The 23158-nt window shown below is 67.3% G+C and carries 25 protein-coding genes; 11 read left to right on the forward strand and 14 right to left on the reverse strand.

Features of this window, described 5'->3' with window-relative positions; genetic code table 11:
* The first annotated feature begins 75 nt into the window (after positions 1 to 75).
* Complete coding sequence (locus OCH7691_RS17415) at positions 76 to 1179, forward strand: ferritin family protein (RefSeq protein ID WP_085884855.1); 1104 nt, start codon at positions 76 to 78, stop codon at positions 1177 to 1179.
* A gap of 44 nt (positions 1180 to 1223) precedes the next feature.
* Here the strand turns inward: OCH7691_RS17415 and OCH7691_RS17420 are convergent, their stop codons facing one another.
* Positions 1224 to 1961, reverse strand: a complete 738-nt coding sequence (locus tag OCH7691_RS17420) for an SDR family NAD(P)-dependent oxidoreductase (RefSeq protein WP_085884856.1) — start codon at positions 1959 to 1961, stop codon at positions 1224 to 1226.
* A 168-nt stretch (positions 1962 to 2129) separates the two neighbouring features.
* Between OCH7691_RS17420 and OCH7691_RS17425 the strand changes: the two genes are divergently transcribed.
* The gene (locus tag OCH7691_RS17425; protein ID WP_085884857.1) at positions 2130 to 2462 is read left to right on the forward strand and encodes a PilZ domain-containing protein; all 333 of its coding nucleotides are present in this window, start codon (positions 2130 to 2132) and stop codon (positions 2460 to 2462) included.
* 12 nt (positions 2463 to 2474) lie between these two features.
* On the opposite strand, the gene OCH7691_RS17430 is transcribed toward OCH7691_RS17425, so the two are convergent.
* The 3 genes from OCH7691_RS17430 to OCH7691_RS17440 are packed head-to-tail and all read right to left on the reverse strand — an operon-like array spanning position 2475 to position 6001.
* Complete coding sequence (locus OCH7691_RS17430; protein WP_085884858.1) at positions 2475 to 3992, reverse strand: AMP-binding protein; 1518 nt, start codon at positions 3990 to 3992, stop codon at positions 2475 to 2477.
* A gap of 3 nt (positions 3993 to 3995) precedes the next feature.
* On the reverse strand, positions 3996 to 5219 hold the full coding sequence (locus OCH7691_RS17435) for an acyl-CoA dehydrogenase family protein (RefSeq protein ID WP_085884859.1): 1224 nt from the start codon (positions 5217 to 5219) through the stop codon (positions 3996 to 3998).
* Complete coding sequence (locus OCH7691_RS17440) at positions 5210 to 6001, reverse strand: alpha/beta fold hydrolase (protein ID WP_085884860.1); 792 nt, start codon at positions 5999 to 6001, stop codon at positions 5210 to 5212. Before OCH7691_RS17440 ends, OCH7691_RS17435 begins: the two co-directional genes overlap by 10 nt.
* A 129-nt stretch (positions 6002 to 6130) precedes the next feature.
* On the opposite strand from OCH7691_RS17440, the gene OCH7691_RS17445 reads away from it, so the two are divergent.
* Entirely contained in the window at positions 6131 to 6565 is a 435-nt protein-coding gene (locus OCH7691_RS17445; protein WP_085884861.1) for a MarR family winged helix-turn-helix transcriptional regulator, read from the forward strand.
* Between the two features lie 7 nt (positions 6566 to 6572).
* Here the strand turns inward: OCH7691_RS17445 and OCH7691_RS17450 are convergent, their stop codons facing one another.
* Entirely contained in the window at positions 6573 to 9746 is a 3174-nt protein-coding gene (locus tag OCH7691_RS17450; RefSeq protein WP_085884862.1) for an efflux RND transporter permease subunit, read from the reverse strand.
* Positions 9747 to 9749: 3 nt separating this feature from the next.
* A complete protein-coding gene (locus OCH7691_RS17455; protein WP_085884863.1) occupies positions 9750 to 10865 on the reverse strand; it encodes an efflux RND transporter periplasmic adaptor subunit in 1116 nt (371 codons plus the stop codon).
* Between the two features lie 183 nt (positions 10866 to 11048).
* Here OCH7691_RS17455 and OCH7691_RS17460 point away from each other — a divergent pair, with 183 nt between their 5' ends.
* From OCH7691_RS17460 to OCH7691_RS17485, 6 genes are read left to right on the forward strand one after another with little or no spacing between them, the layout of a single operon-like run.
* Positions 11049 to 11963 carry a histone deacetylase family protein gene (locus tag OCH7691_RS17460; RefSeq protein WP_085884864.1) on the forward strand — a complete coding sequence of 305 codons (915 nt, stop codon included), beginning with the start codon at positions 11049 to 11051 and terminating at the stop codon, positions 11961 to 11963.
* Between the two features lie 28 nt (positions 11964 to 11991).
* Positions 11992 to 12249, forward strand: a complete 258-nt coding sequence (locus OCH7691_RS17465) for an exodeoxyribonuclease VII small subunit (protein ID WP_085884865.1) — start codon at positions 11992 to 11994, stop codon at positions 12247 to 12249.
* A gap of 16 nt (positions 12250 to 12265) precedes the next feature.
* Positions 12266 to 13162 carry a polyprenyl synthetase family protein gene (locus OCH7691_RS17470; protein ID WP_085884866.1) on the forward strand — a complete coding sequence of 299 codons (897 nt, stop codon included), beginning with the start codon at positions 12266 to 12268 and terminating at the stop codon, positions 13160 to 13162.
* 19 nt (positions 13163 to 13181) lie between these two features.
* Positions 13182 to 15095, forward strand: coding sequence for a 1-deoxy-D-xylulose-5-phosphate synthase (dxs, locus tag OCH7691_RS17475; RefSeq protein WP_085884867.1), 1914 nt, complete (start codon positions 13182 to 13184; stop codon positions 15093 to 15095).
* 37 nt (positions 15096 to 15132) lie between these two features.
* The gene (locus tag OCH7691_RS17480; protein WP_217808118.1) at positions 15133 to 15891 is read left to right on the forward strand and encodes a TlyA family RNA methyltransferase; all 759 of its coding nucleotides are present in this window, start codon (positions 15133 to 15135) and stop codon (positions 15889 to 15891) included.
* A complete protein-coding gene (locus OCH7691_RS17485; RefSeq protein WP_085884868.1) occupies positions 15888 to 17144 on the forward strand; it encodes a class I SAM-dependent RNA methyltransferase in 1257 nt (418 codons plus the stop codon). The genes OCH7691_RS17480 and OCH7691_RS17485 overlap by 4 nt, the downstream gene beginning before the upstream one ends.
* A 3-nt stretch (positions 17145 to 17147) precedes the next feature.
* Here OCH7691_RS17485 and OCH7691_RS17490 read toward each other — a convergent pair whose 3' ends face one another.
* The 3 genes from OCH7691_RS17490 to OCH7691_RS23010 form a co-directional block, all read right to left on the reverse strand.
* A complete protein-coding gene (locus OCH7691_RS17490) occupies positions 17148 to 18419 on the reverse strand; it encodes a hypothetical protein (RefSeq protein ID WP_217808119.1) in 1272 nt (423 codons plus the stop codon).
* 133 nt (positions 18420 to 18552) lie between these two features.
* Positions 18553 to 19428, reverse strand: a complete 876-nt coding sequence (locus tag OCH7691_RS17495; protein ID WP_085884870.1) for an EamA family transporter — start codon at positions 19426 to 19428, stop codon at positions 18553 to 18555.
* Positions 19429 to 19632: 204 nt separating this feature from the next.
* Positions 19633 to 19872, reverse strand: a complete 240-nt coding sequence (locus OCH7691_RS23010) for a hypothetical protein (RefSeq protein WP_139839763.1) — start codon at positions 19870 to 19872, stop codon at positions 19633 to 19635.
* Between the two features lie 24 nt (positions 19873 to 19896).
* Between OCH7691_RS23010 and OCH7691_RS23380 the strand changes: the two genes are divergently transcribed.
* Positions 19897 to 20037: a hypothetical protein gene (locus OCH7691_RS23380; RefSeq protein ID WP_176245141.1), complete on the forward strand. Its 141-nt coding sequence runs from the start codon at positions 19897 to 19899 to the stop codon at positions 20035 to 20037.
* A 193-nt stretch (positions 20038 to 20230) separates the two neighbouring features.
* Positions 20231 to 20500, forward strand: coding sequence for a sulfurtransferase TusA family protein (locus OCH7691_RS17505; protein WP_085884872.1), 270 nt, complete (start codon positions 20231 to 20233; stop codon positions 20498 to 20500).
* 3 nt (positions 20501 to 20503) lie between these two features.
* On the opposite strand, the gene OCH7691_RS17510 is transcribed toward OCH7691_RS17505, so the two are convergent.
* From OCH7691_RS17510 to OCH7691_RS17530, 5 genes are all read right to left on the reverse strand, one after another.
* Positions 20504 to 20701 (reverse strand): hypothetical protein, encoded by a 198-nt coding sequence (locus tag OCH7691_RS17510; protein WP_085884873.1) that lies wholly within the window; start codon positions 20699 to 20701, stop codon positions 20504 to 20506.
* Positions 20702 to 20813: 112 nt separating this feature from the next.
* Positions 20814 to 21173 carry a nitrile hydratase accessory protein gene (locus OCH7691_RS17515; protein ID WP_217808120.1) on the reverse strand — a complete coding sequence of 120 codons (360 nt, stop codon included), beginning with the start codon at positions 21171 to 21173 and terminating at the stop codon, positions 20814 to 20816.
* The gene (nthB, locus tag OCH7691_RS17520; protein WP_085884875.1) at positions 21166 to 21831 is read right to left on the reverse strand and encodes a nitrile hydratase subunit beta; all 666 of its coding nucleotides are present in this window, start codon (positions 21829 to 21831) and stop codon (positions 21166 to 21168) included. Before nthB ends, OCH7691_RS17515 begins: the two co-directional genes overlap by 8 nt.
* Entirely contained in the window at positions 21828 to 22475 is a 648-nt protein-coding gene (gene nthA / locus OCH7691_RS17525) for a nitrile hydratase subunit alpha (protein ID WP_085884876.1), read from the reverse strand. Before nthA ends, nthB begins: the two co-directional genes overlap by 4 nt.
* A gap of 134 nt (positions 22476 to 22609) precedes the next feature.
* Positions 22610 to 23071, reverse strand: coding sequence for a helix-turn-helix domain-containing protein (locus OCH7691_RS17530; RefSeq protein WP_085884877.1), 462 nt, complete (start codon positions 23069 to 23071; stop codon positions 22610 to 22612).
* Positions 23072 to 23158: the final 87 nt, after the last annotated feature.

The raw sequence follows: 23158 nt of genomic DNA on the forward strand, positions 1-23158 counted from the left end.
GTCGAATGTTGTGTCACATCGATCCAGGCGGAGTCGATGGCCGCAGCGTTCCGTCCAGCTTGGGAGAGCGCACCGATGGCAAGTTCAAAGAGCGACCGTCTCGCGGAGAGCCTCGCGGCCGATTTCACGTTGCCGCCCGGCCTGACCGACGAGGCCCCCGATCCCGAGAAGCTGCTGTTCAACGGCGAGGAGCCGCCGGCCTTCCCCGAAGGCAACATCTTCCCGCTGGAATGGCGGGTCGAGACGCCGAAACTGGAAGAGCTTTACGAGAAGTCCCGCGATCCGGGCTGGTCGCCCGAGCGCCTGCCCTGGGACACGCTCGACGTCGACAGCATGAGCTGGGACGAACGCTACGCGGTCGCCTACTGGTTCGCCCTGCTTTCGGTGTTCGACGCCTCGGGCCCGGCGGTCTTCGCCCGCGCCATGATCCACACCTACGAGACGCACGAGGAAGCGCCGATCCGGAAATGCTTCTTCGCGATCACCCGCGACGAGCATAATCACGAGGAAGTCTGCCAGCGGGCGATCCAGACGATGGTGCCGAACGGGCCACTCGACTTCGAGCCCAGGACCGTGCTCGGCAAGCTCGCCCGCCACAACATCAAGTGGTACTACCACAACGGCGCGCGCTACTGGACCGGCTACAACAAGGCCGTCTCCCGCTATCCGCTGCCGATCCTGTTCACCTCCTTCCTGTTCGGCGAAGTCGCCTCATCGACGCTGTTCAGCTCGATGCACGAGGCGACCACGATCCCGGTCTTCAAGGAGGCTTTCCGCCGTATTGCCCAGGACGAGGCCCGTCATCGCGCGATCTGCATGTTCGTGCTGAAGAAGCTTCTGCCGGCGCTGACGGACGAGGAAAAGTCGACCATCACGCGCCAGCTTCGCGCCGGCTTCGTCTTCCTGTCGGGCATCCTCTACGAGCCGCCGGAAGGCGAGTTCTGGGAACTGCCGGCGATCTTCCGGCCGGCGCACCGGCTCCTGGAGGAAAAGGCCCGTGAAGCCGGTCTCGGCGTGCTCAGCGTCGAGAAGCGGGAAGAGAACTGGCGCGAGGCGGTGCTCAAGATGAAGGGCGTCATCGAGCCTTACGGCATCGCATTCCCGGCCCTGCCGGAAATCGGCGTCGACGGCGAAACCGTCGCCTTCGATCCGAACGAGGAATTCGTCGCCGTCTTCTGATATCGCCCGCTTCGGGCGCTCCGGCCGCTCAGCGCGGACGGCGTTCAGACATGCTGTCCGCCGTTCGCGTGAATTTCCGTGCCGGTGACGTAGGACGCGGTCGGCGAGCAGAGGAAATAGATCGCGCTGGCCACCTCTTCCGGCTTGCCGAGGCGACGAAGCGGGATGTCCTCGACCAGCTTCTCCGTGCCTGGCGACAGGATCGAGGTGTCGATCTCGCCCGGCGCGATGGCGTTCACGCGGATCCCGTGCGGCCCGAGATCGGCCGCCATTTCCCGGGTCAGCGCGGCAAGCGCCGCCTTCGACGTCGCGTAGGCGGTACCGGCGAAGGGATGGACGCGGCTGCCGGCGATCGAGGTCACGTTGACGATCGAACCGCGGGCGGCCTTGAGTTCCTCGAGCAGCCCCTGGGCGAGCAGGACCGGCGCGAACAGATTGACGTTGTAGACCTTATAGAAGGTGTCGATATCGGTATGGATCGCGTCGAGACGGGCGCCATCCGGCCCTTTCGGCGAGATCCCGGCATTGTTGACCAGCGCGTCGACCGGCGCGCCGCCGAGCCGACGCTTGATGTCGGCGATGCCTTCCCGGATCGAGCCGATATCGGAGAGGTCGAGCTTGACGTGGTTGTCCTCGCCGCCGACCCACGGACAATCCTCGGAAAACGCCTGGCGCGAGATCGTGATGACCCGCCAGCCCGCGGCGCTGAAACGCTTGACGGTCGCATGGCCGATCCCCCGGCTGGCCCCGGTCAGAATCAGAATCTTGCCGCTGTCGGTCATGGTGCCCTCGCACTGCGCTCGTGCCGCCCCTGCGGCACCATCTCGTGCCGCGTCCGCGGCACCATCCTGTGACTTAAGGGAAAGTTCACGACCTGCCAATGATGATGATAGGCCGTCTCTGCCATGAGATGGCATCGCGTAGTGGTTACATCAACGGGATCGGGTGCAATGGGCCTGTTCGGACCGAAGCGTGCCAACATGCCGGGTCACGACCGGCGGCAGTATGTCAGGGTTTCGAACCGGGTCCTCAAGATCATCATAGAGGGTCGCGCCTACCGGACCGCCGACTGGTCGGCCGGCGGCTTTCGCCTGGACGATCGGCCGGAAGGCCTGTCGATCAGCGACAATGTCGACGGCATCATCCGGGGCATCGGCTTCGGCGTCCCGGGCGATTTCACCGCCCAGGTGGTCCGCTTTCCGGCCGAGGGCGGCGTCGCCATGCGCTTCGTCGATATCCACGGGCGCTGCTTCTCCGCCTTGCTGGAACTCAGCGGCAACTGACCCCCGACCGCGTCAGCCCGCGGCCGCGGTCTCCGCGGCGCGCAGGCGGAAATGCTGGACCTTGCCGAGCGCGTTTCGCGGCAGGCTGTCGCGGAACTCGACCGCGCGCGGATGCTTGTAGCGGGCCAGCACACCCTCGAACCGGCCGAGGATCGTCGCCGCATCGATAGTGCTGCCGGGCTTCGCGACCGCATAGACCACGGGCACCTCGCCCCAGCGTGCATCCGGCCGGGCGACCACGGCGTATTCGGCAAGCTCGTCCATCCGCGCCAGTACCTGCTCGAGTTCGGCCGGATAGATATTCTCGCCGCCGGAAATGATGACGTTCTTCTTCCGGTCGTCGATGTAGCAGAAGCCCGCCGCATCGCGATGGCCGATATCCCCGGTCCGGTACCAGCCGTCCAGGAAGGCCTCGGCGGTCGCCGCCGGATTGTTCCAGTAATTGCGCATGATGTTCCGCCCGCGCACGAGGATCTCACCGCGTTCGCCGACGCCGACGTCGCGATCCCGGTCGTCGACCAGGCGGATCTCGCAATGCAGCGCGGCCTTGCCGCAGCTCCCGGCATGGGCCATCGCATCCTCGGCCCGGAGACAGATCGCCACCGGCGCCGTCTCGGTCGAGCCGTAGACCTGTCCGACCGGGACCCGGCGCGCGTGAAAGGCCTCGATCAGCGCCAGCGGCACGGTCGATGACCCGGCCATCGCCAGTCGGAGCGAGCCGAGATCGGTCGTGGCCCAGTCGTCGTGGCCGATCATCGCCGCCATCGTCGCCGGTACCATCAGCACCAGCGTCGGCCGGAGCCGGGCGATGTCCCGCAGCGCCAGCCCCGGATCGAAGCGCCGGTGCAAGGTCACCCGCGCGCCGGCATGGAGCGCCGGCAGGGTCTGGATGTTGAGCCCGCCGACATGGAACAGCGGCAGGTTGGTCAGCACGTGATCGGCCGCCGTCAGGTCATGGGCATGGGTCGCGTTCACGGCATTGTAGAAGACCGCCTCCTGGGTCAGCACCGCGCCCTTGGCCTGCCCTGTCGTGCCCGAGGTGTAGACGAGCAGCAGCGGATCGGCCGGTTCGCCCCGGGCGGGCGGGGTGTTATCGAGGGCAGCCTCCAGAAACGCCTGGTAGGCGGTCATGCCCGACGAGCGGCCGTCGAGACAGACCCGGATTGCGGCCTCGGCCGGCGTCCCGATCCCGGCGACATGTTCGGCGAAGGCGGCGTCGGCGAACAGGAGCTTCGGCGCGCTGTCGGCGAGGATCGCGGCATGCTCGTGCGGCGTCAGCCGCCAGTTCAGTGGCACCAGCAGCGCCCCCCGGTGGGCACAGGCGAAGACCAGTTCGATCGCTTCCGGCCTGTTGTTGCCGAGATGGGCGACCCGATCGCCGGCTTCAATGCCGGCGGCGTCGAGAGCGGCGGCAAGCCGGCGGATGCGGGCCGCCAGCATGGCGTAGCTGAGGTCGGTGTCCTCGAAGGCGATTGCCGTCGCCCCGGGCCGATGCTCGGCCCAGCGCTCGATCCAGAGATGCAGGCTCATCGCTCAGTCGTCACGTTCGCCGGCCTCGTAGAGGGTCTCCCGCCCGAGCCGGTCGAGGCAGAGTTCCGCCGTCCAGGGCAGCATCAGGCTGCCGCAGCGGCTGTCCCGGTAAAGCTGTTCCAGCGGCAGGGACTTCAGCATCGACTGCCCGCCGCAGGTCCGGATGCCGAGCCGGCACATGTCGTTGGCGCCCTCCATGATGGTGAACTGGGCGGCGTAGGTGCGCAGCCGTTCCTCCTTCGAGGGCTTGTATTTCGCCTCACCGATGACCCGGCGGAAGAGCGCCCGCATCTGCTCCAGCTTGATATACATCTCCGCCGTCGTGATCTGTTTCGTCGGGAACATCCGTCGCTTGACCGGCGGCGTCCCCGGGGCCTCGCCGCGCAGGTAGGAGACGGTGAAGGCATAGGCCGCCTCGGCGATGCCCATGTAGGTCGGTGCCAGCGTGAAAAACATGTGCGGCCAGGCCGACGCCGCCTGGAAATAGATCCCGCGCGGCATGAGCTGCATGTTGTCGGCGACGAAGACATCCTTCATGATCAGGTTGCGCGAGACCGTCGCCCGCATGCCGAGCGGATCCCAGTCGCCGTTGATCTCGAGACCATCGGCCTCCTTCGGAACGGCCAGATAGAGCGTGTCGCGCATATCCGGCTTCTGGCCCGGCACGTCCTCGGTACAGAGAATGCCGTAGTAATCCGCGGCGCCCGAGAGGGAAGCGAAGATCTTGCGACCGTTCATCAGCCAGCCGCCGTCGACCTTCCGAGCGGTGGTGCCGAACGGGGCATGGCCCGCGGCGGCCGCCGAGCCCTCGGAAAAGGGTTGGGCGTAAATCGCGCCCTGCTCGATCACGCGGGCGAAATGCTCGCTCCGCCGGCGTTCGTGCCGGTCGAGCTGCTCGGTATCCATCGGCAGATCGTCGGCCAGCCGGCCCGACCACATCATCGCGCAGCTATGCATGTTGAAGGTCAGCGCGGTTGGTCCGCAATAACGCGCGATCTGCTGCGAGACCAGGCAGTAGGTCTCGAAATCGGCGCCGAGGCCACCGTAGGCTTCCGGGATACAGAGCCCGAGCAGACCGTTCTCGCGGAGATCGTCGTAATTCTCGAACGGGAAGCTCGCCGTGCGATCGTATTCGGCGCGGCGCGGCGCGAATTTCTCGCGCCCGAGCCGATCGACAAGGTCCAGCAGCTCCTGCTGTCGCGACGTGAGATCGTGGTTCACCGGCATGCCTCCAGGTTTCCGAGAAAGCCGTCGAGCGCGTCGTTGAACGCGCCCGGTTGTTCCATGTTGGCGAGATGTCCCGCTTTCGGCAGCAGGACGAAATCGGCGCCGGCGATCCGCTCGGCCATCCGGCGCATGACCTCGGCCGGCGCGGTCCGGTCCTCTTCGCCGGCGATCAGCAGCGTCGGGACCGAGATCGCATGCAGTTCGTCACGGCGGTTGAAGGTGACAAGATTGCGGAGCGCGTGACGGTATGTCTCTTCCGGCACCCGCCCCATCGCCGAGAGCGCGCTGGCAACGCCGTCCGGATTGGGATCCCGGCCGAGCATCGCGGGCACCAGAGCCTTCGCCAGCGCGGCCATGCCCTGCCCTGCTTCCAACGGCTTCAGCCGATCGGCGACAAAGGCCTGCTGCCAGTCGCCGTCCGGGCGGCCGAACGAACTGGTCGTCGCCGAGAGAACGAGTGCGCCGGGCCCGGCAGGGTAACGGCAGGCATATTCCTGGGCCAGCATCCCGCCCATTGAATGGCCGACCAGCACCGGCCTCTCGACGCCGTGCCGGTTGATGAAGGCGTTGAGGGCGGCCGCGAGTCCGGCCCAGTTGTATGGATCGACCAGGGGCGTGCCGCCATAGCCCGGCAGGTTCCATGCGAGGCCACGGGCGCGCCCGGTTCGGGCAAGCCAGTCCAGTTGCCGCGTCCAGGCGTCCGCGTTTCCACCGATGCCGTGCAGGAAGACGAGGGTCGTCTGCCCCCTGCCCGCTTCGATATAGCTGCCGTCTTCCGCCATCCGCCCCGCCTTTCCTCCGCGCCGCGCCGCGTTCGTGCCGCGGGCGTCAATCTTGCTTTGACAGGCAGCCTAGCACCGGCCAATTTACATGAAAAGTCATGTAATCATGAAACGGAACGGAAGAACTGAATGGGCAGCTTCGTCGACGACTATCTGCTCTACCTGCTGGCCAGCGCCAGTCACGACACGAGCGCGGAATTTCACGCCGAGATCAAGGCGGCCGGGCTGTCCGTCGCGGAATGGCGCGTGCTCGCCACGTTGCACGACCGGAACGGCCTGTCGATCGGCGAGCTTGCCGCCTTCACCCTGTCGCAGCAACCGACCCTGACCAAGCTCATCAACCGCATGGAGCGCGACGGCCTGGTCAAGCGGATCGGCGACGACGCGGACGGCCGCAAGGTCCGGGTCGCGGTGACCGAGCGGGGCCGCACGACGGCGACCCGCTTCGTCGCCGCCGCGCGCCGACATGAAGATGGCCTGCTCGGCGATTATACCGAGGTCGAGAAAGCGCAGTTGAAGCGTATCCTGAAGCGGCTGATCCGGCGCGCCGAACCGCCCGCCTGAGCCTTCCCTATTCCGCCGGCCCGGGCCTCGTTGCCGGCTTCGCGGCTTCCGTCGCGGGCGGCGTCTCGTCCTCGGGACGCAGCCGATGCCGGGCTTCGAGCTCATGCAGGCGCCGCTGGATGATGCCCGCCGGCTTCGTGAAATGGGCAAAGATCAGGTAGAACACCGGCACCACGAACAGCGACAGCACGGTCGAGAAGCTGACGCCGCCGACGATGACGACGCCGATCGCCTCGCGGCTTTCGGCGCCCGCCCCGGTCGCGATGGCGAGCGGCAGGGCGCCCAGCGCGGTCGAGATCGTCGTCATCAGGATGGGTCGGAGCCGGATCACCGAGGCCTCGAGCACGGCCTCGTAAACGCTCAGCCCCTCGTCGCGAAGCTGGTTCGCGAATTCGACGATGAGGATCGCGTTCTTCGCGGTCAGCCCGATCAGCATGACGATGCCGATCTGGCTGTAGACGTTGAGCGAGAGCCCCCCGATGGCCAGCGAACCGAGCGCCCCGGTTACCGCGAGCGGGACCGAGACCATGATGATGAGCGGATGGATGAAGCTTTCGAACTGTGCTGCCAGCGCCAGGAAAACGATCAGCAGCGCGATCGCGAAGGTGAACAGCAGCGCCGAGCTCGATTCCTTGAATTCCCGGCTGACGCCGCCGTAGGAAACGCGAGCCTCGGCCGGCAGTTCCTCGGCCGCCAGCCCCTCCATGTAGCGGAGCGCCTCGTCGAGCGTGTAGCCATCGGCAAGCGACGCCGAAACGGTGATCGAGCGGAGCCGGTCGACTCGGTTCAGGACCGAGGCGCCGGCCGCCTCCTCGAAGCGCAGCAGGTTGCCGAGCGGGACGTTCATCCCGGTCCGCTCCGAACGCACGTAGATGTTCGAGAGATCGTCCGGGGTCACGCGGTCCTCCGGCCGCGCCCGCAACACCACGTTGTAAAGCTTGCCGCCCTCCTCGAAGGTCGTGACCAGGCGGCCGCCGAGCATCGTCTCGAGGGTCCGGCCGATGGCCTCGATCGAGATCCCGAGATCGGCGGCCCGGTTGCGGTCGACATTGACATGGAGCTGCGGCTGGCTTTCCGAGAAGTCGGTGTCGACATTGAGCAGGCGCGGGTTCTCGTCCTCCGCGCGCTGCACGATCCGGTCGGTCCATTCCTTGAGCGCTTCGTATGACGGCCCGCCGACAACGATCTCGAGTGGTGCCCCCCAGCTTCTCAGGCCGAGGCTCGGCGGGTTGATCGCGAAGGCCCGCACGCCCGGAATGGCGAGCAGCTTCGGAAACAGCTCGCTGACCACCGACTGCTGCGAACGGGGCCGTTCCGCCCAGTCGGAGAGACGGACGAAGAAGAAGGCCGAATCGACCGGTCCGGGCCGGCTCGCACTGCCGAGGATATAGAAGATCCGGGGCATCAGCCCCTCGTCCTGGTAGGGCTGCAGCAGCGCCGCGATCTCGTCCGCATAGCGCCGGGTGAATTCGAACGAACTGCCGTTCGGCGCCGAGACCGAGATGAAGAAGACGCCCCGATCCTCCAGCGGCGCATGCTCCTTCGGCAGCTTCTCGAAAATGAAATAGGCGACGCCGGAGACGATCACTGCCAGCGCCACGATCACCAGCGGCGCCGCAAGCGCCCCGCGCAGCAGCCAGCGATAGCCGCGGGCCAGCCCCTGGAACAGGCTTTCCGTGGTGCGATAGAAGATTCCTTCCGATTTCGCCGGCCTGAGCAGCTTCGAACAGAGCATCGGCGTCAGCGAAAGCGCGACGAAGCTCGAGAACAGGACCGCCGTGGCGACCGCGACGCCGAATTCGCGGAACAGCCGGCCGGTATTGCCCTCGAGGAAGGAAAGCGGCAGGAACACCGAGATCAGCACGATGGTCGTCGCGATCACCGCGAAGCCGACCTGCCGGGTGCCGCGGCTCGCGGCGAGCAGCGGCGGCTCGCCAAGCTCGATCCGCCGATGGACATTCTCCAGCACCACGATCGCATCGTCGACGACGAGGCCGATCGCCAGCACCAGCGCCAGCAGGGTCAGCACGTTGACCGAATAGTCGAGCGCCGCGAGAACGGTGACCGTGGCGATGATCGAGACCGGTATGGCCACCGCAGGGATGATCGTCGCCCGGGCCGAGCGGAGGAACAGGAAGATCACGCTGACGACCAGCGTCATGGCGATGCCGAGCGCGATGAAGACTTCCTGGATCGAACGCTCGATGAAGATCGACTGGTCGTAGGAAACCGCGAGCGAGACCCCGTCCGGCAGCGACGGGCGGATTTCCTCGACCAGTTCCTTGACCGCGTTCGCGACGGCCAGCGTGTTGCCCTTGGACTGGCGGACGATGCCGAGGCCGATGGTCGGTTCGCCGTCCGCCTTGAGGCTGACGCGGTCCTGTTCCGGGCCGACCTCGACATGGGCGATGTCACCCAGGCGGACCAGGTAGTCCGGCCCCTGCGCGACCACGATAGCGGCAAAATCCTGGGCGGAGGTCAGGTCGGAACGGGTCTTGACCGAAAGCTCGCGCTGCTGCATCTCGACCCGGCCGGCCGGGATCTGCACATTCTGGGCACGAACGGCTCTTTCCACGTCCTGAACCGTGATCTCGCGCGCCGCCATCGCCAGCCGGTTCAGCCAGACCCGCATCGAGTAGCGCCGTTCGCCGCCGATCCGGACGTTGGCGACGCCGGGCACCGTGGTGAAGCGATCGACCAGGAAGCGTTCGGCATAATCGGTCAGTTCCAGCCCGTTCAGGCGGGCACTGCTGAGACCGAGCCAGAGGATCGGCCGGGCGTCGGAGTCGGTCTTGCTGATCTGCGGCGGATCGGCCTCATCGGGCAGATTGCCGGTGACCCGCGAGACCGCCGCGCGCACGTCGTTGGCGGCGTCCTCGATATCACGCTCGAGCGTGAACTCGATCGAGACGGAGGAGGACTCCTCGCGGCTCTGCGAGGTGATCCGCCGGACACCGTTGATGCCCGAGACCGAATCCTCGATCACCTGGGTTACCTGGCTCTCGATGATCGTCGCCGAGGCGCCACGGTACTGCGTCGTCACCGAGACGATCGGCGCGTCGATATCCGGATATTCCCGGACCGAGAGATCGCGATAGGAAAAGATCCCGAAAATCACCAGGATCGCCGACATCACGAAGGCGAGGACGGGGCGCCGGATCGAGAGGTCGGGGAGGAACATCGCTCAGCCTTCCGCGGCGGGCGGAGACCCGCCTTTCCGGTCCGAGCTGCCGGCAGCATCCCGTATCTCGACCGGGGCGCCGTCGCGCAGCTTCTGGACGCCGCCGGTGACGACCACGTCGCCGGCCGCGACGCCGCTCAGGATCTCCACCGTGCCCTCGCTGCGCTGGCCGAGCTCGACCGGTACCCGGTAGGCCTTGCCCTCGCGGATGACGAAGACGCGCTGGCCGGTCGCACTGACGACGATCGCCTGCTCGGGGACAAGGACGCCGTTCTCTTTCGCGCCCAAGGTCATGCGGATGCTCATGAACATGCCGGGCCTGAGCAACCCCTCCTTGTTGTCGAGTGTCGCACGGACGCGCACGGTCCGCGTCACCGGGTCGACCCGGTTGTCGACGATGTCGACGACACCATCGAAACTGCGCCCCTCGTAGGCGTCCGACAATGCCGCGACGCCGAGGCCGGGCCGGAGATGGGCGAGCAGCCGTTCCGGAACCTGGAAGTCGATCTTGATCCGCGACAGGTCGTCCAGCGTGGTGACCGTGTCGCCCGGTCGCACCAGCGCGCCGATCGAGACCTCGCGAAGCCCGATGGTGCCGGAGAACGGTGCCAGGATGCGGTAATCGGCAAGGCGGGCGGCGTCGGCTGCGACGCCGGCCTCCCCGGCCCGCTGCTCGGCCAGCAGTTCGTCGACGCGGGCCTGCGGCACGTTCCGGGTCTTCAGCAGTTGCTGCGCCCGTTTCAGGCCCTGCTCGATATAGCGCAGGTTGGCGCGCGACTCCTCGACCTCAGCCTCCAGTTCGGTGGCGTCGAGTTCGAGCAGCAGCGTCCCCTTCTTGACGAACTGGCCCTCCTGGAAACCGAAGCCGACCACCTTGCCGGTGACCTTCGACGTCAGCACGATCGATTCATTGGCCCGCGCCGTACCGATCGCCTCGGCGACCAGCGCGATCGTGCCGGCCCGGGCCGTCGCCGCGTCAACCTGCACGGCACGCGGCGCGCCACGACGGTCGGGCACCGTTTCGGTCTGGAAGAACGGCAGCGATTCCCGATACTCCCAACCCGCCCAGGCGGCGCCCGCGAGCACGGCAAGAATCCCGATCTGGTAACCGACTTTCATCGCGTGTCGTTCATGACGCGGAACAGGGGCCCATGATCGGACATGGTCGCGCCAACCCTTTCGCGCGACAAACTAGCACTGTTTGGCCCTCAGCAAACCCGGCACGTTGCCATTCGGGGCCGCGACTGGTGACGCTTTCGTGAAATTGCGATAGACGTTGGGGGTCGTATTCACGGGCCTGTCATGACCACGCTGCTGATTTCCCATACCGACTGTCTCTACCACGATACCGGGGACGGCCACCCCGAGCGACCCGATCGCCTGCGGGCGATCCTGCATGCGCTCGACGAGGAGGCCTTTCCCGATCTGCTGCGCCGGGAGGCGCCGCTGGCGACCCGGGAACAGCTCGCCCGCGTCCATGACGACGCCTATCTCGACACCCTGATCGCAAGGGCGCCGGAACGGGGCACGATCTACCTGGACCCCGATACCGTCATGTCGCCCGGCAGCCTGAGCGCCGCGCTGCGCGCCGCCGGCGCGGTCTGCGCAGCGGTCGACGCGGTGCTCGCCGGCGAGGTCACGAATGCATTCTGCGCCGTTCGCCCGCCCGGCCATCATGCCGAGCCGCACCAGGCGATGGGCTTCTGCCTGTTCAACAACGTTGCGGTCGGCGCGGCCCACGCGCGTGCGCAGCATGGCATCGCCAAGATCGCCATCGTCGATTTCGACGTCCATCACGGCAACGGCACGCAGGCCGCCTTTCTCGACGACCCGCAGACCTTCTTCGCGTCCTGCCACCAGTGGCCGCTCTATCCGGGGACCGGTCGCGAGCAGGACCTCGGCAAGGGTCCGCTCGTCAACGTCTGCCTGCCGCCCTTCGCCGACGGGGCCGCCTTCCGCGCCCGGATGGAGGAGCGGGTATTGCCCGAACTCGACCTGTTTCGCCCGGATCTGGTCATGATTTCGGCGGGTTTCGATGCGCATGTGAACGATCCGCTTGCCAACCTGAACTATGAAGACGATGACTACCGCTGGATCACCGAACAGCTGATGACGATATCGGACGGCCGGATCGTCTCGACCCTCGAAGGCGGCTACGATCTCGGCGCCCTCGCGTCGGCCGGCGCCGCCCATGTCCGCGCCCTGATGGCCGCGTGACACCCACCGCGTCCGCCAATCGGAGAAGATGATGACCGAGAACGCGCAGAACCCGATTGCCTCGATGAGCTTCGAGGCAGCGCTCGCCGAACTCGAGACGATCGTGCGCGATCTCGAACGCGGCGACATTCCGCTCGAGGATTCCATCGAGGCCTATGCCCGCGGCACGGCGCTGCGCAAGCATTGCCAGGAACGGCTGAACGCGGCCGAGGAACGGGTCGAGAAGATCGTTGCTGGCACCGGCGAGAATACCCCGGCCCGCACCGAACCCTTCGATCCCGCCTGACGGCAAGCCGGTGAGCATGGTAACCGACGGTCTGGATTTCCCGGCCGCCCTCGGCGCGGTCGCGGCGGCGGTCGAGGCGGAAATGACGGCCTTGCTCGGCGACGATTCCGAGGCCCCGTCGCGGGTCACCGAGGCGATGCGCTACGCGGTGCTCGCCGGCGGCAAGCGGCTGCGGCCTTTCCTCGTGGTCACCGTGGCCGACCTGTTCGAGGTGCCGCGCCCGCGCGCGCTTCGGGTCGCCGCGGCGCTCGAGTTCGTGCACACCTATTCGCTGGTCCACGACGACCTGCCCTGCATGGACGACGATGATCTCAGGCGCGGCCAGCCGACCGTGCACCGGCAGTTCGACGAGGCGACCGCGGTGCTCGCCGGCGACGGACTGCTGACCCGGGCATTCGACATCCTCGCCGATCCGGCAACCCATCCGGATGGCGCGGTCCGGGCCGACCTGGTTCGCCGGCTGGCGCTCGCGGCCGGGCCGCGCGGCATGGTGGGGGGCCAGGCGCTTGACCTCGCGGCCGCCGAGGCGCGCCTCGACATCGCCGCCATTAATCGGTTACAAAGCCTGAAGACTGGTGCGTTGATCCGTTTTGCCTGCGAGGCGGGCGCCGTGCTCGCCGGTGTCAACGATCAGCTCGAACGGCTCGGGTCTTATGCGGAGGCCCTCGGATTGGCCTTCCAGATCGCCGATGATCTACTCGATACCGAGGGCGATGCCGCCGAACTCGGCAAGGCCGTCGGCAAGGATGCGGCACTCGGCAAGGCGACCTACGTGGCGTTGCTGGGCCCTGACGAGGCGCGCCGGCGTGCCCGCGCCCTGGCCGAGCGGGCCGCCTCCGAGGTCGACCACTGGGGTCCGCGTGCGGCGCTTCTGAAGGAAGTCGCCGAGTTCGCCGTCAGGCGGCGCGTTTGAAGGTTGCGTGGATAGATCGATGACGAGCAAGACACCGACACTGGACCGTGTTCACCTCCCTGCCGACATGCGCGGCATGTCGCAGGAGGAACTGCGTCGGCTTGCCGACGAATTGCGCCAGGAGACCATCGACGCGGTCTCGACGACCGGTGGCCATCTCGGCGCGGGGCTTGGCGTCGTCGAGCTGACCGTGGCGATACACCATGTCTTCAACACGCCGGCGGACCGGGTGATCTGGGATGTCGGCCATCAGTGCTACCCGCACAAGATCCTGACCGGGCGGCGCGACCGCATCCGCACGTTGCGCCAGGGCGGCGGCCTGTCCGGCTTCACCAAGCGGGCGGAAAGCGCCTACGATCCGTTCGGCGCGGCGCATTCCTCGACCTCAATTTCCGCCGGGCTCGGCATGGCGGTCGCCCGCGACCTGGCCGGCGGCGACAACAACGTGATCTGCGTGATCGGCGACGGCGCGATGAGCGCCGGCATGGCCTACGAGGCGATGAACAACGCTGGCGCCCTCGGCTCGAGGCTGATCGTCGTCCTCAACGACAACGACATGTCGATCGCGCCACCGGTCGGCGCGATGAGCGCCTATCTGTCACGGCTGCTCTCGGGACGCTCCTACATGAGCCTCCGCCAGATCGCCAAGGCCCTCGCCGGCCGTTTCCCCGACACGCTCGAGCGGACCGCCAAACGGGCCGAGGAATATGCCCGCGGCCTGGTCACCGGCGGGACGCTGTTCGAGGAATTCGGCTTCTACTATGTCGGACCGATCGACGGCCACAACCTGGACCACCTCCTGCCGGTACTGCGGAACGTCCGCGACGCCGACGACGGGCCGATCCTCGTCCATTGCGTGACCCAGAAGGGCAAGGGCTATCCGCCGGCCGAGGAAGCCGCCGACAAGTATCACGGCGTTTCCCGCTTCGACGTGATCACCGGCGCCCAGGCAAAATCGACCAGCAACCGGCCGAGCTACACCAATGTCTTCGCCGAGGCCCTGATCCAGGAGGCGGAAGCCGACGACAAGGTCGTCGCGGTCACTGCCGCCATGCCGTCGGGGACCGGACTCAACAAGTTCCAGAAGCGTTTTCCGGAGCGCTGCTTCGATGTCGGAATCGCCGAGCAGCATGCGGTGACCTTCGCCGCCGGCCTCGCGTCCGAGGGGTTCAAGCCGGTCGCGGCGATCTACTCGACCTTCCTGCAGCGGGCCTACGACCAGGTCGTCCACGACGTCGCGATCCAGAGCCTGCCGGTCCGCTTCGCCATTGACCGCGCCGGACTGGTCGGCGCCGACGGCCCGACGCACGCGGGATCGTTCGACATCGCCTACCTGGCGACCCTGCCCGGCTTCGTCGTCATGGCGGCGGCGGACGAGGCGGAACTGAAGCATATGACGGCGACCGCGATTGCCATCGATGACCGGCCATCCGCCTTCCGCTATCCGCGCGGCGAGGGCCTCGGCGTGACCATGCCGGAACGTGGCGAGGTCCTCGAACTCGGCAAGGGTCGCGTCCTTCGTGAAGGCAGCAAGGTCGCCATCCTGTCCTTCGGCGCGCGTCTAGGCGAGAGCCTGAAGGCGGCCGACGAACTGGCCTCGCGTGGCTTCAGCACCACCGTCGCGGATGCCCGCTTCTGCAAGCCGCTGGACGAGGATCTCGTCCGCCGACTCGCCGCCAACCACGAGGTCCTGATCACCATCGAGGAAGGCGCCGTCGGCGGCTTCGCGAGCCACGTGCTTCAGTTCCTTGCCGTCAACGGGCTGCTCGATCACGGCCTGAAGATCCGTCCGCTCTGCCTGCCCGATCGCTTCATCGACCAGGACAAGCCGCAGACGATGTATGACATCGCCGGACTGAACGCGCCGCAGATCGTCGATGCGGCGCTCGCCGCGCTCGATATCGCCGCCGACCGCCGTCCGGCCAGCGCCTGACCGGGGAGCCGCTGCGCGATAACCGGGAGGAAGCGCGGTGAGCGAACGCGAACGCCTCGACCTGCTGCTGGTCGCCCGCGGCCTCGCCCCCAGCCGTGTCCGCGCCCAGGCGATGATCGCGGCAGGCCGCGTGCGGGTCGACGGACGAACGGCGGAGAAAGCCAATCTTCGCCCCTCGCCCGACTGCGCGCTCGATATCCGGCCCAGCGACGATGACCGCTGGGTCAGCCGGGCGGCGCTCAAGCTCAGGCACGGCCTGGCCCATTTCCGGCTCGACCCGGCCGGCCGCGTGGCCCTCGACATCGGCGCCTCGACCGGCGGTTTCTGCCAGGTCCTGCTGGAAGGCGGCGCGCGCCGCGTCTACGCCGTCGATGTCGGTCACGGCCAGCTCGTCCCGGCCCTGCGTGCCGATCCGCGCATCGTCACACTGGAAGGCGTCAATGCCCGCGACCTCGGGCCGGCACAGGTGCCCGAGGCGGTCGACGTGGTTACCTGCGACGCGAGCTTCATCGGCCTCGCCAAGGTGCTGCCGCCGGCGCTCGCGCTCGCCGTTCCGGCGGCGTTCCTGGTGGCACTCATCAAGCCGCAGTTCGAGGCCGGCCCCGACGCCCGCGACCGTCACGGCGTGGTGCGCGATCCGGCCCGCCACGACGCGGTCTGCGAGGCGGTCCGCGACTGGCTTGGCGGCCAGGCGGGCTGGCATGTGCTCGGCATCACCGACAGCCCGATCGCCGGCGGCGACGGGAACCGGGAATTTCTCATCGCCGCCGAACTGAAAGCGAGCGACAAGCCATGACGGAACTCGTCATATCCGGGATCGGACAGGGCGGCGACGGCCTTGCCGAACAGGACGGGGGGCGCTGGTTCGTGCCCTTCGCCGCGCCCGGCGACCGCGTCATCGTCCGCCCCGGCGCCCGCAGGGGCGGTGGCCACGAGGGGCTGGTCGAGCGCCTCGTCACGCCCGGGCCGCACCGGGTGGAACCCGCCTGCCGCCATTTCGGCAATTGCGGCGGCTGTGCCCTGCAGCATGTCGATGGCGAGACCTATCGCGCGCTCAAGCGGCAGTGGCTTACCGACGCGCTCGGCCATCGCGGGCTCGACGCGCCGGCGCTGGAGGAAGCGGCGGCGAGTGAACCGGGCACCCGGCGGCGGACCGCGTTCAGCGCCTTCCGGCATGCCCGCGGAGTGGCGCTCGGCTATCACCGCCGGCGCGGCCACCATGTCGTCGACATCGACGAATGCCCGGTCCTCGACCCGGCCCTGGTGGCACTGGCCCAACCGCTCCGGGCCCTGCTGGAGACCCTGCTCCGCCCCGGCGGAACGGCGCGCATCGAGGTCAGCCGGCTCGACAACGGCACGGAGATGGTACTGGCATTGCCCTATGCCCCGGATCTCGCCGCCCGCGAAAAGCTGGCCGGCTTCGCCGAAGCCCAGGACATCGCCCGCGTCGCGCTGGCCGATCGCGAGGGAGGCCCGGCCGAAATCGCGCTGCTCCGGCGACCGCCTGAGATCCGCTTCGACGGCATCCCCGTCATCGTGCCGCCCGGTACCTTCCTGCAGGCCACCGGGGCGAGCGAGGCGGTGCTGAGCCGCTTTGCCGTCGAATCGCTGGCGGGCTCGCGCATGATTGCCGACCTGTTCAGTGGTCTCGGCACTTTCTCGCTGCCGCTGGCGCGCGAGGCCCGCGTCCACGCGGTCGAGACCGACCAGGCGGCGCTTCGCGCCCTCGCCCAGGCGGCAGGCGGGGCAAGCCGGCCGGTCACGACGGAAGCGCGCGACCTGTTCCGCCGCCCGCTGATGCCGGCGGAGTTGAAGCGTTTCGACGGCGTGCTGTTCGACCCGCCTCGCGCCGGGGCCGAGGCACAGGCACGCATGCTGGCCGAATCCAGCGTCGACCGGGTTGTCGCGGTGTCCTGCAATCCGGGCACCTTCGCCCGCGATCTGCGTCTGCTCGCCGATGGCGGCTACAGGATCGAGCGGCTGCTGCTGGTCGACCAGTTCCTCTGGTCGCCGCACCTGGAGGCGGCAGCCCTTCTCAGGCGCGGCTGAGGTTCAGGCCAGCCGGCAAGCCGGGCCGGGCCTGTGGAGCATCGGCGCCAAGGCCCTGCCATTCAGATAGCGGAAGCCGAGGCGGCATGCGGTGGTCGCGGCATCCGTCGTGCCGATCGCGCCGAGGAAGGGACGCAGCCCGGCCCGGGAGGCCGTTGCCACAAGCTTCTCGAGACGCTCCAGCCTGGCCACACGGCGGCCGTCTAGGGCGATGCCCAGCGCATGCAGCCCTTCCAGGGCCTGGAAATGCGCGAAGTCGGGTTCGACCTGCCAGACCGTGCCCATGACCAGCGGCTTGATGCTGGTCACGATCTGCCGCAACCGGGTATTCGGCGTGCCGTCCGGCAAGCCCTCGATTTTCAGGATCAGGCGACGCTCGCCGGCGCCCGGCAGTTCCTTCAGCGCCTCGACATAGGCTGTGCGATGATAGCGCGCGGCCAGCGTCTCGAAATGCACCGGCACCATCAGGAGCGCCTTGTGCATCAGACCGCCGAGTGAGCCGAGATGCGTTCCGGCCTCCTGCAGGACCAGCAGGTCGAATTCGCTCCGGCCGTCGCCCGAGGCCGGGATCACCGGGTCATCCGGCGCCAGCATAGAGGCACCGTCGGGTCCGTCGCGGGTTGCGGCGCATTCGTATATCGAGATCATCCGCTTCGAGACGTTGACCGTCGGCCAGAAGCGGAACCCCAGTTGTGACTGCGCGGCCTCGATGGCCTCGACCTCGCGACCGCGCTGGCGGTCCTGTGCCGCCTTGAAGCAGCGCACGAGGTCTTCGACGCTCGTTACCTCGTCGAGCCCCTCCAACTCGTCCAGGGTCATGGCAAGCCCCTCGACCGAGATCAGCTCGCCGTGCGGAACCTGCCCGAACAGATGGTTGGCCAGTTGCCCGGCGATCTTGCGGGCCTGGGCGCGCGCCTCGTCACGGCTCAGTTCGGCGAAGACGATGGCGAATTGCTGCGTGCCGAGCGGAATCAGAAGATCCTGCTTGCCAAGGCGACTGGCGATGAAGGTCTCGACGATCTCGCCGATGCGGGCCTCCAGCCGCGCCCAGTCGGCAGCATAGCGTTCGCGCACCTCGTCGAGCCCGAGCACCTGGATACTGCCGGCCAGCAGGGCGTCGACCGCCCGGGCCTGGGTTTCGCCCATGTGCTTGAGGAGACCGGCAAGCTCCCCGATTTCGTGGTGCCGGACCTTGCGGGCCGTGCGCGTACCCAGGGATACGCCGCCGCCGGCATCCCGGCGGAAAAGCGTCGCGGTGCTTGTATAGGGTGCCATCGCCATCGCAGCGATTTGTCCTTGCCATCGGTCGGTCGGGTCGGCGACGGAACAGGGCGCCGAACGGAGGAATTCTGCGCCGAACCGCGTAAAGGAAGGCTTAAATTGTTGCTTTCCGGCCCGGCAAGGCCGGTCAGGCGACAAGCAGCAGCGCGACACCGGCAACGGACAGTCCGACCCCGAGTGCCGCCGATGGCGCGAGCGAGCGATCGCCGCGCAGGATCCGGTTGAGGGCAAGGGTCGCCAGCGGATAGCATGCGACGATCGGCGCGACCAGCGTGACCGGGCCGCGGGCGAGCGCGGCATAAAGCGCCAGGACCGCCGCACCGTTGCAGATCCCGACCGCGGCGAACCAGAACCGCCCCCGGCGACCGGCCGAGTTCCCGGCAGCGGGCGGTTCACGCCGGCGCATCGCGGCAATGGACAGCACCACAAGGGCCGAGACGAGGTAGCCGATCGTCGCCGCCGCGATCGGATCCGGCCATGCGATCAGGCCGAACTTCACCACCGGCTGCACAAGCCCGCGAACGAGAGCGGCCGCGAGCGGCAGGAGATAGGCCCAGCGCGGGACGGTCGATCCGTCCCGCCCGCGCCCGCGGAAGAGCAACGCGATGCCGAGGCAGATCGTCGCGATGCCGGCGAACTGCCCGGCGCTCGGGGCCTCGCCGACCAGGATGATCGCGAAGGCAACCGCGAAGAGCGGCGTCAGGTTCCCGAGCGAACCGGTAAGATCCGGGCCGATAAGCCGGTTCGCGGCGAAGGTCAGCAATGTCACCGAGACCGGGAAGACGAGCCCGGCGAAGGCGAAGAGAAGCGCGCTGTGGCGGTTCCACCCGGCCGGATCGACGAGGACGGGCGCAAGCACCAGGAACAATCCGGCAGTGGTCGGGATGCTGATCGACGCCCCGGTCGCCGGGCCGACGCCGCGCAGCCCGAACTGGGTCAGCACGAGGGCAAGCGCGAAAGCAAATGCCGATACAAGCGAGAGCGCCAGAAGCGAACCGTCCATGGCGCCGACAATAACGCTCGGAAGCGTGCGGATCGGCAGAAATTTGTCAGATCCTCGAACGACAGGTGGACTGTCTTTTCGCCAATCGTCAGCTAATATTCATAATATAAAAACGATCCAATTTTGAACAAATTCAATCCAACAGTGATTTCGATTTATGAAACAGATGACTTGATTCTGAAATCAATTGATATCACCTAGTTTTCACAGATAGAAAGGCTCGTCTCTTCGTACTCGCACGTTCCGGTTGCCGATATGGACAAACCCTACAGTGAAGCGGAAACAGCTCAGGCTGAGAAACTTCTTGCTGCCCATGGCGACGGGGCCGAGCGCGCCGCCGCCGATATCCTTGTCGACATGCTGGCGCGCGGACGCACCGAAGAGGCCATTTTCTGGCTTCGGGTCCGACGGTATCTGCGTCTTCGCTGCCAGACGGAACGCCATACAAGGCGACTCAGCGACAAGTTGATGCTGGCGATCGAGCAGGCCGTGTCACAAGGACGCTTCGACGTCGCCCGGGGACTGGTCCCGGTCGTGCACGACAACAGGCAGCATGACGAGGCAGTCAGCGAACGGCGTCGGCGAACCGACGTCGCCAACGACGATTGAACCGTCATCGGCGTCCGCCCCTTCCAGGCGCAAAGCAATCTCCCGCAGACCATTGATCCGAACCGGCGGTGCGTGATCTATAGTGCCGTCGTTGCATCTTGGAGGAGGCTGGCCATGATCGTCGAACACAGGACCATTCGCTGTCGCGGTCCCGTCGACGTCGCCTTGGACAGGAATCGCGAGGCGCACGGCAATGCCTGAGACGAACCGGCTCGCGGCCGAAGGGGCCGTCCTCGACACTTCCGGGCTCGCCTGCCCGCTGCCGGTCCTGAAGGCGAGAAAAGCGCTTCGCGACGTCGCCCCGGGAAACATCCTCACGATCATCGCGACCGATCCCGCCTCGGTCATCGATTTCCGCCACTTTTGCGACGTGTCCGGCAACGAACTCGTCTCGCAGACGGAATCGGCGGGTATCTTCACCTACGTGATACGTCGCGGAGAGGCCACGGCCGGCAAGCGGTGAGCCTCAGTTCGGCGTCTTCGTCCCGCTGCCCGTCCGGTCTGCGGACGCCGTCTTCAGATCGGGAAGGACGACGACCGGGGTCTCTGCTGTCGAGGCCGTGACATGGGACTTGCCCGCGCATCCCGCCATTGCCGGCGCCGCGAGCAGCGACATCCCGGCCAGCGCCAGGCCCGTGAGTGAGATCGTCAGCAGTTTCCGCATGGGACACCTCTCCTATTAGAGATCTCGCATATGGTCTGCCGACGCGACGCAGGCGTCAACCACGATTTGCGGAATCGGTCGCTCCGAGGCGCGGCCGGAGGCCGGCGCCAGGTCAATCGGACGGCAGGTTGACCGGGGAACCGTGCGGTGTCGTGCGGTACGCCTCGGCCCAGCTTTCCTGTCGCGACGACCGTTCATCCGGACTGGTAAGGCCCCGGCCATCGGTCAGTTCCTCGAGCGCTGCCAGCCAGGCCCGGTAGTATCCGCCGCCGTCCGCGTCTGCTTCGGCCGTCTGCCCGGCGAGTTTCCGGCTGAGCGTCGCTGCCCAGTCGGCCCAGCTGAAATGACCCGCGGCGGACAAGGCGACCGCCATCGCGAAGGCCTGCGCCTGCCAGGGTTCCCGGAATACGGGGCCCGCCTCGTCACCGGGCAGGACAGCCTCGGCGGCCGCCCGGAAGTTCGGATCAGTCACCGACCGGCTCCAGATACTCGTCCCAGAGATCGACCAGGACACAATCCCGGGCATTGCCCCTGCCGCCCCAGAGCTCGTTGGCGGAAAACCGCACCGCATAGACATGTTGCGGCGACTGGCCGGCCATGACGGCGTTCGTATCGGGGAGGATGAAGACACCGTGGTCGATCGAGACAACCCCCTCCCGTCCGCGTGCATAACGCGGCAGACGGGTGTGTCCGGTCGGATGCGTGTTCCTGGCCCGAACCCGCTGGCCGACGGCGAATCGCGGCGCGATGTCGGCATCGACACGCGCCGAGCTGCCGCGCATCAGCGCCGGCAGCACCGCTTCCCCGGTCAGCGCCGGGGTCGCCCTGGGCAAAGCCGGGTCGGGCTTGCCGGTCTCGATCTCGTGACGGCTGAGCAGGCCGGTCTCGAGCATCAGGTCCACACAAGCCTCGAGCCAGCGTTCGTAGTAGGTCTTGTTGAGCTGATCCGCCGGGCTGAGCTTCTCGCGGGCGAAACGGGCGCCGTCCAGCGTCCATTTCCCGTGCGGCGCCATGGCGAGAACCAGGGCGAAGGCCCGCCGCTCCCACTCGGCATGAAAGATCGGCTCATCGCGCTCCGGGACGACCGGGCCGAAACCGTCCATGCCCCCCATGTCATGCAGACCGTTCATGCGCCTGCTCCCGGCAGGCTGACCTTCGCGACGCCGATCATGGCGTCGCGCCCGACGAGCGCGGCAAGCGCGGCCTCGTCCAGATGCTCGCTGCCGGCGGGCCGTTCGGGCAGGACCAGGTAGCGGAGCTCGGCGGTGCTGTCCCAGACGCGGATCTCGACATCGTCGTCGAGAACGAGGCCAAAGTCGGCCAGAACGCCGCGCGGATCGATGACCGCCCGCGAGCGGTAAGCCTGCGACTTGTACCAGGCCGGCGGCAACCCGAGCACCGGCCACGGATAACAGGAGCATAGCGTGCAGACGACGAGATTGTGGACGGTCGCCGAGTTCTCGACCACGACCATGTCCTCACCCTGGCGACCGGTATAGCCGAACTCGGCAATCGCGGCCGAACCGTCGGCCAGCAGGCGTTCCCTGTAGGCCGGATCGGTCCAGGCCCTGGCGACCACAGCGGCCCCGTTTCGCGGTCCGATGCGGTTCTCATACGTGTCGATCAGCGCGTCGAGCGCGGCCGGATCGACGAGTCCCTTCTCGATCAGAAGCGATTCCAGCGCCTTGACCCGCAGAACGACCTCGGACGGTATGTGATCGTGTCCGTCGTCATGGGTGTCGTGATCATGCCCGTGATCGTCATGACCGGCCATCTTCCCACTCCCGCACAATCATCGACTATCACGGCAGGTTAGCGGCGCAGCCCACCCGGCGCCAGAGCGACGGTCGCAAAACTCCCGTGCCCCGCGGCTGCGGGGCCGGATCGCACCAGGATCGGGTGCGCCGTTCAGGCCGCCTTGCGGCGCCGCCTGCGCGGCGCCTTGCGCCCGGCAAGGACCTCGGTATCGAATGCCTTGACGAGCTCGAACACCCGCTTCCGGACAAGCGGCGACTTGATCCGGTAGTAGGTCTCGACGAGCGAGCGCGTCTCCTCGTCATCGCTCGCCTGGTCTTCGGCCTGCTCGTGCGAGACGGCGACCGGAGATGGCGCGGTCGCGGCCACTTCGGCCGGCATGTCGTCGAAGAAGAATGATGGCGGAACGTCGAGCACCTGAGCGAGCTGGAAAAGCCGCGACGAGCCGATCCGATTGGCGCCGCGTTCGTATTTTTGTATTTGCTGAAAGGTGAGGCCGATTGCGAGGCCGAGCTTCTCCTGGCTCATGCCCTTGAGGTTTCGCCGCAACCGGACCCGACTGCCCACATGGATATCGATCGGATCGAGTGCCACACTAAAACTCCCTGATGTCATTACACGACTTATGTTCGCCCCGATCCCCCAATCGGAGCGGATTCATACTATTGTACGGGGAAAGTTGACGCAACCGTCGTTAGAAAT

Origin of the sequence: Oceanibacterium hippocampi (genome assembly GCF_900172325.1) — a bacterium.
Classification (GTDB): Bacteria; Pseudomonadota; Alphaproteobacteria; order Sneathiellales; family Sneathiellaceae; genus Oceanibacterium; species Oceanibacterium hippocampi.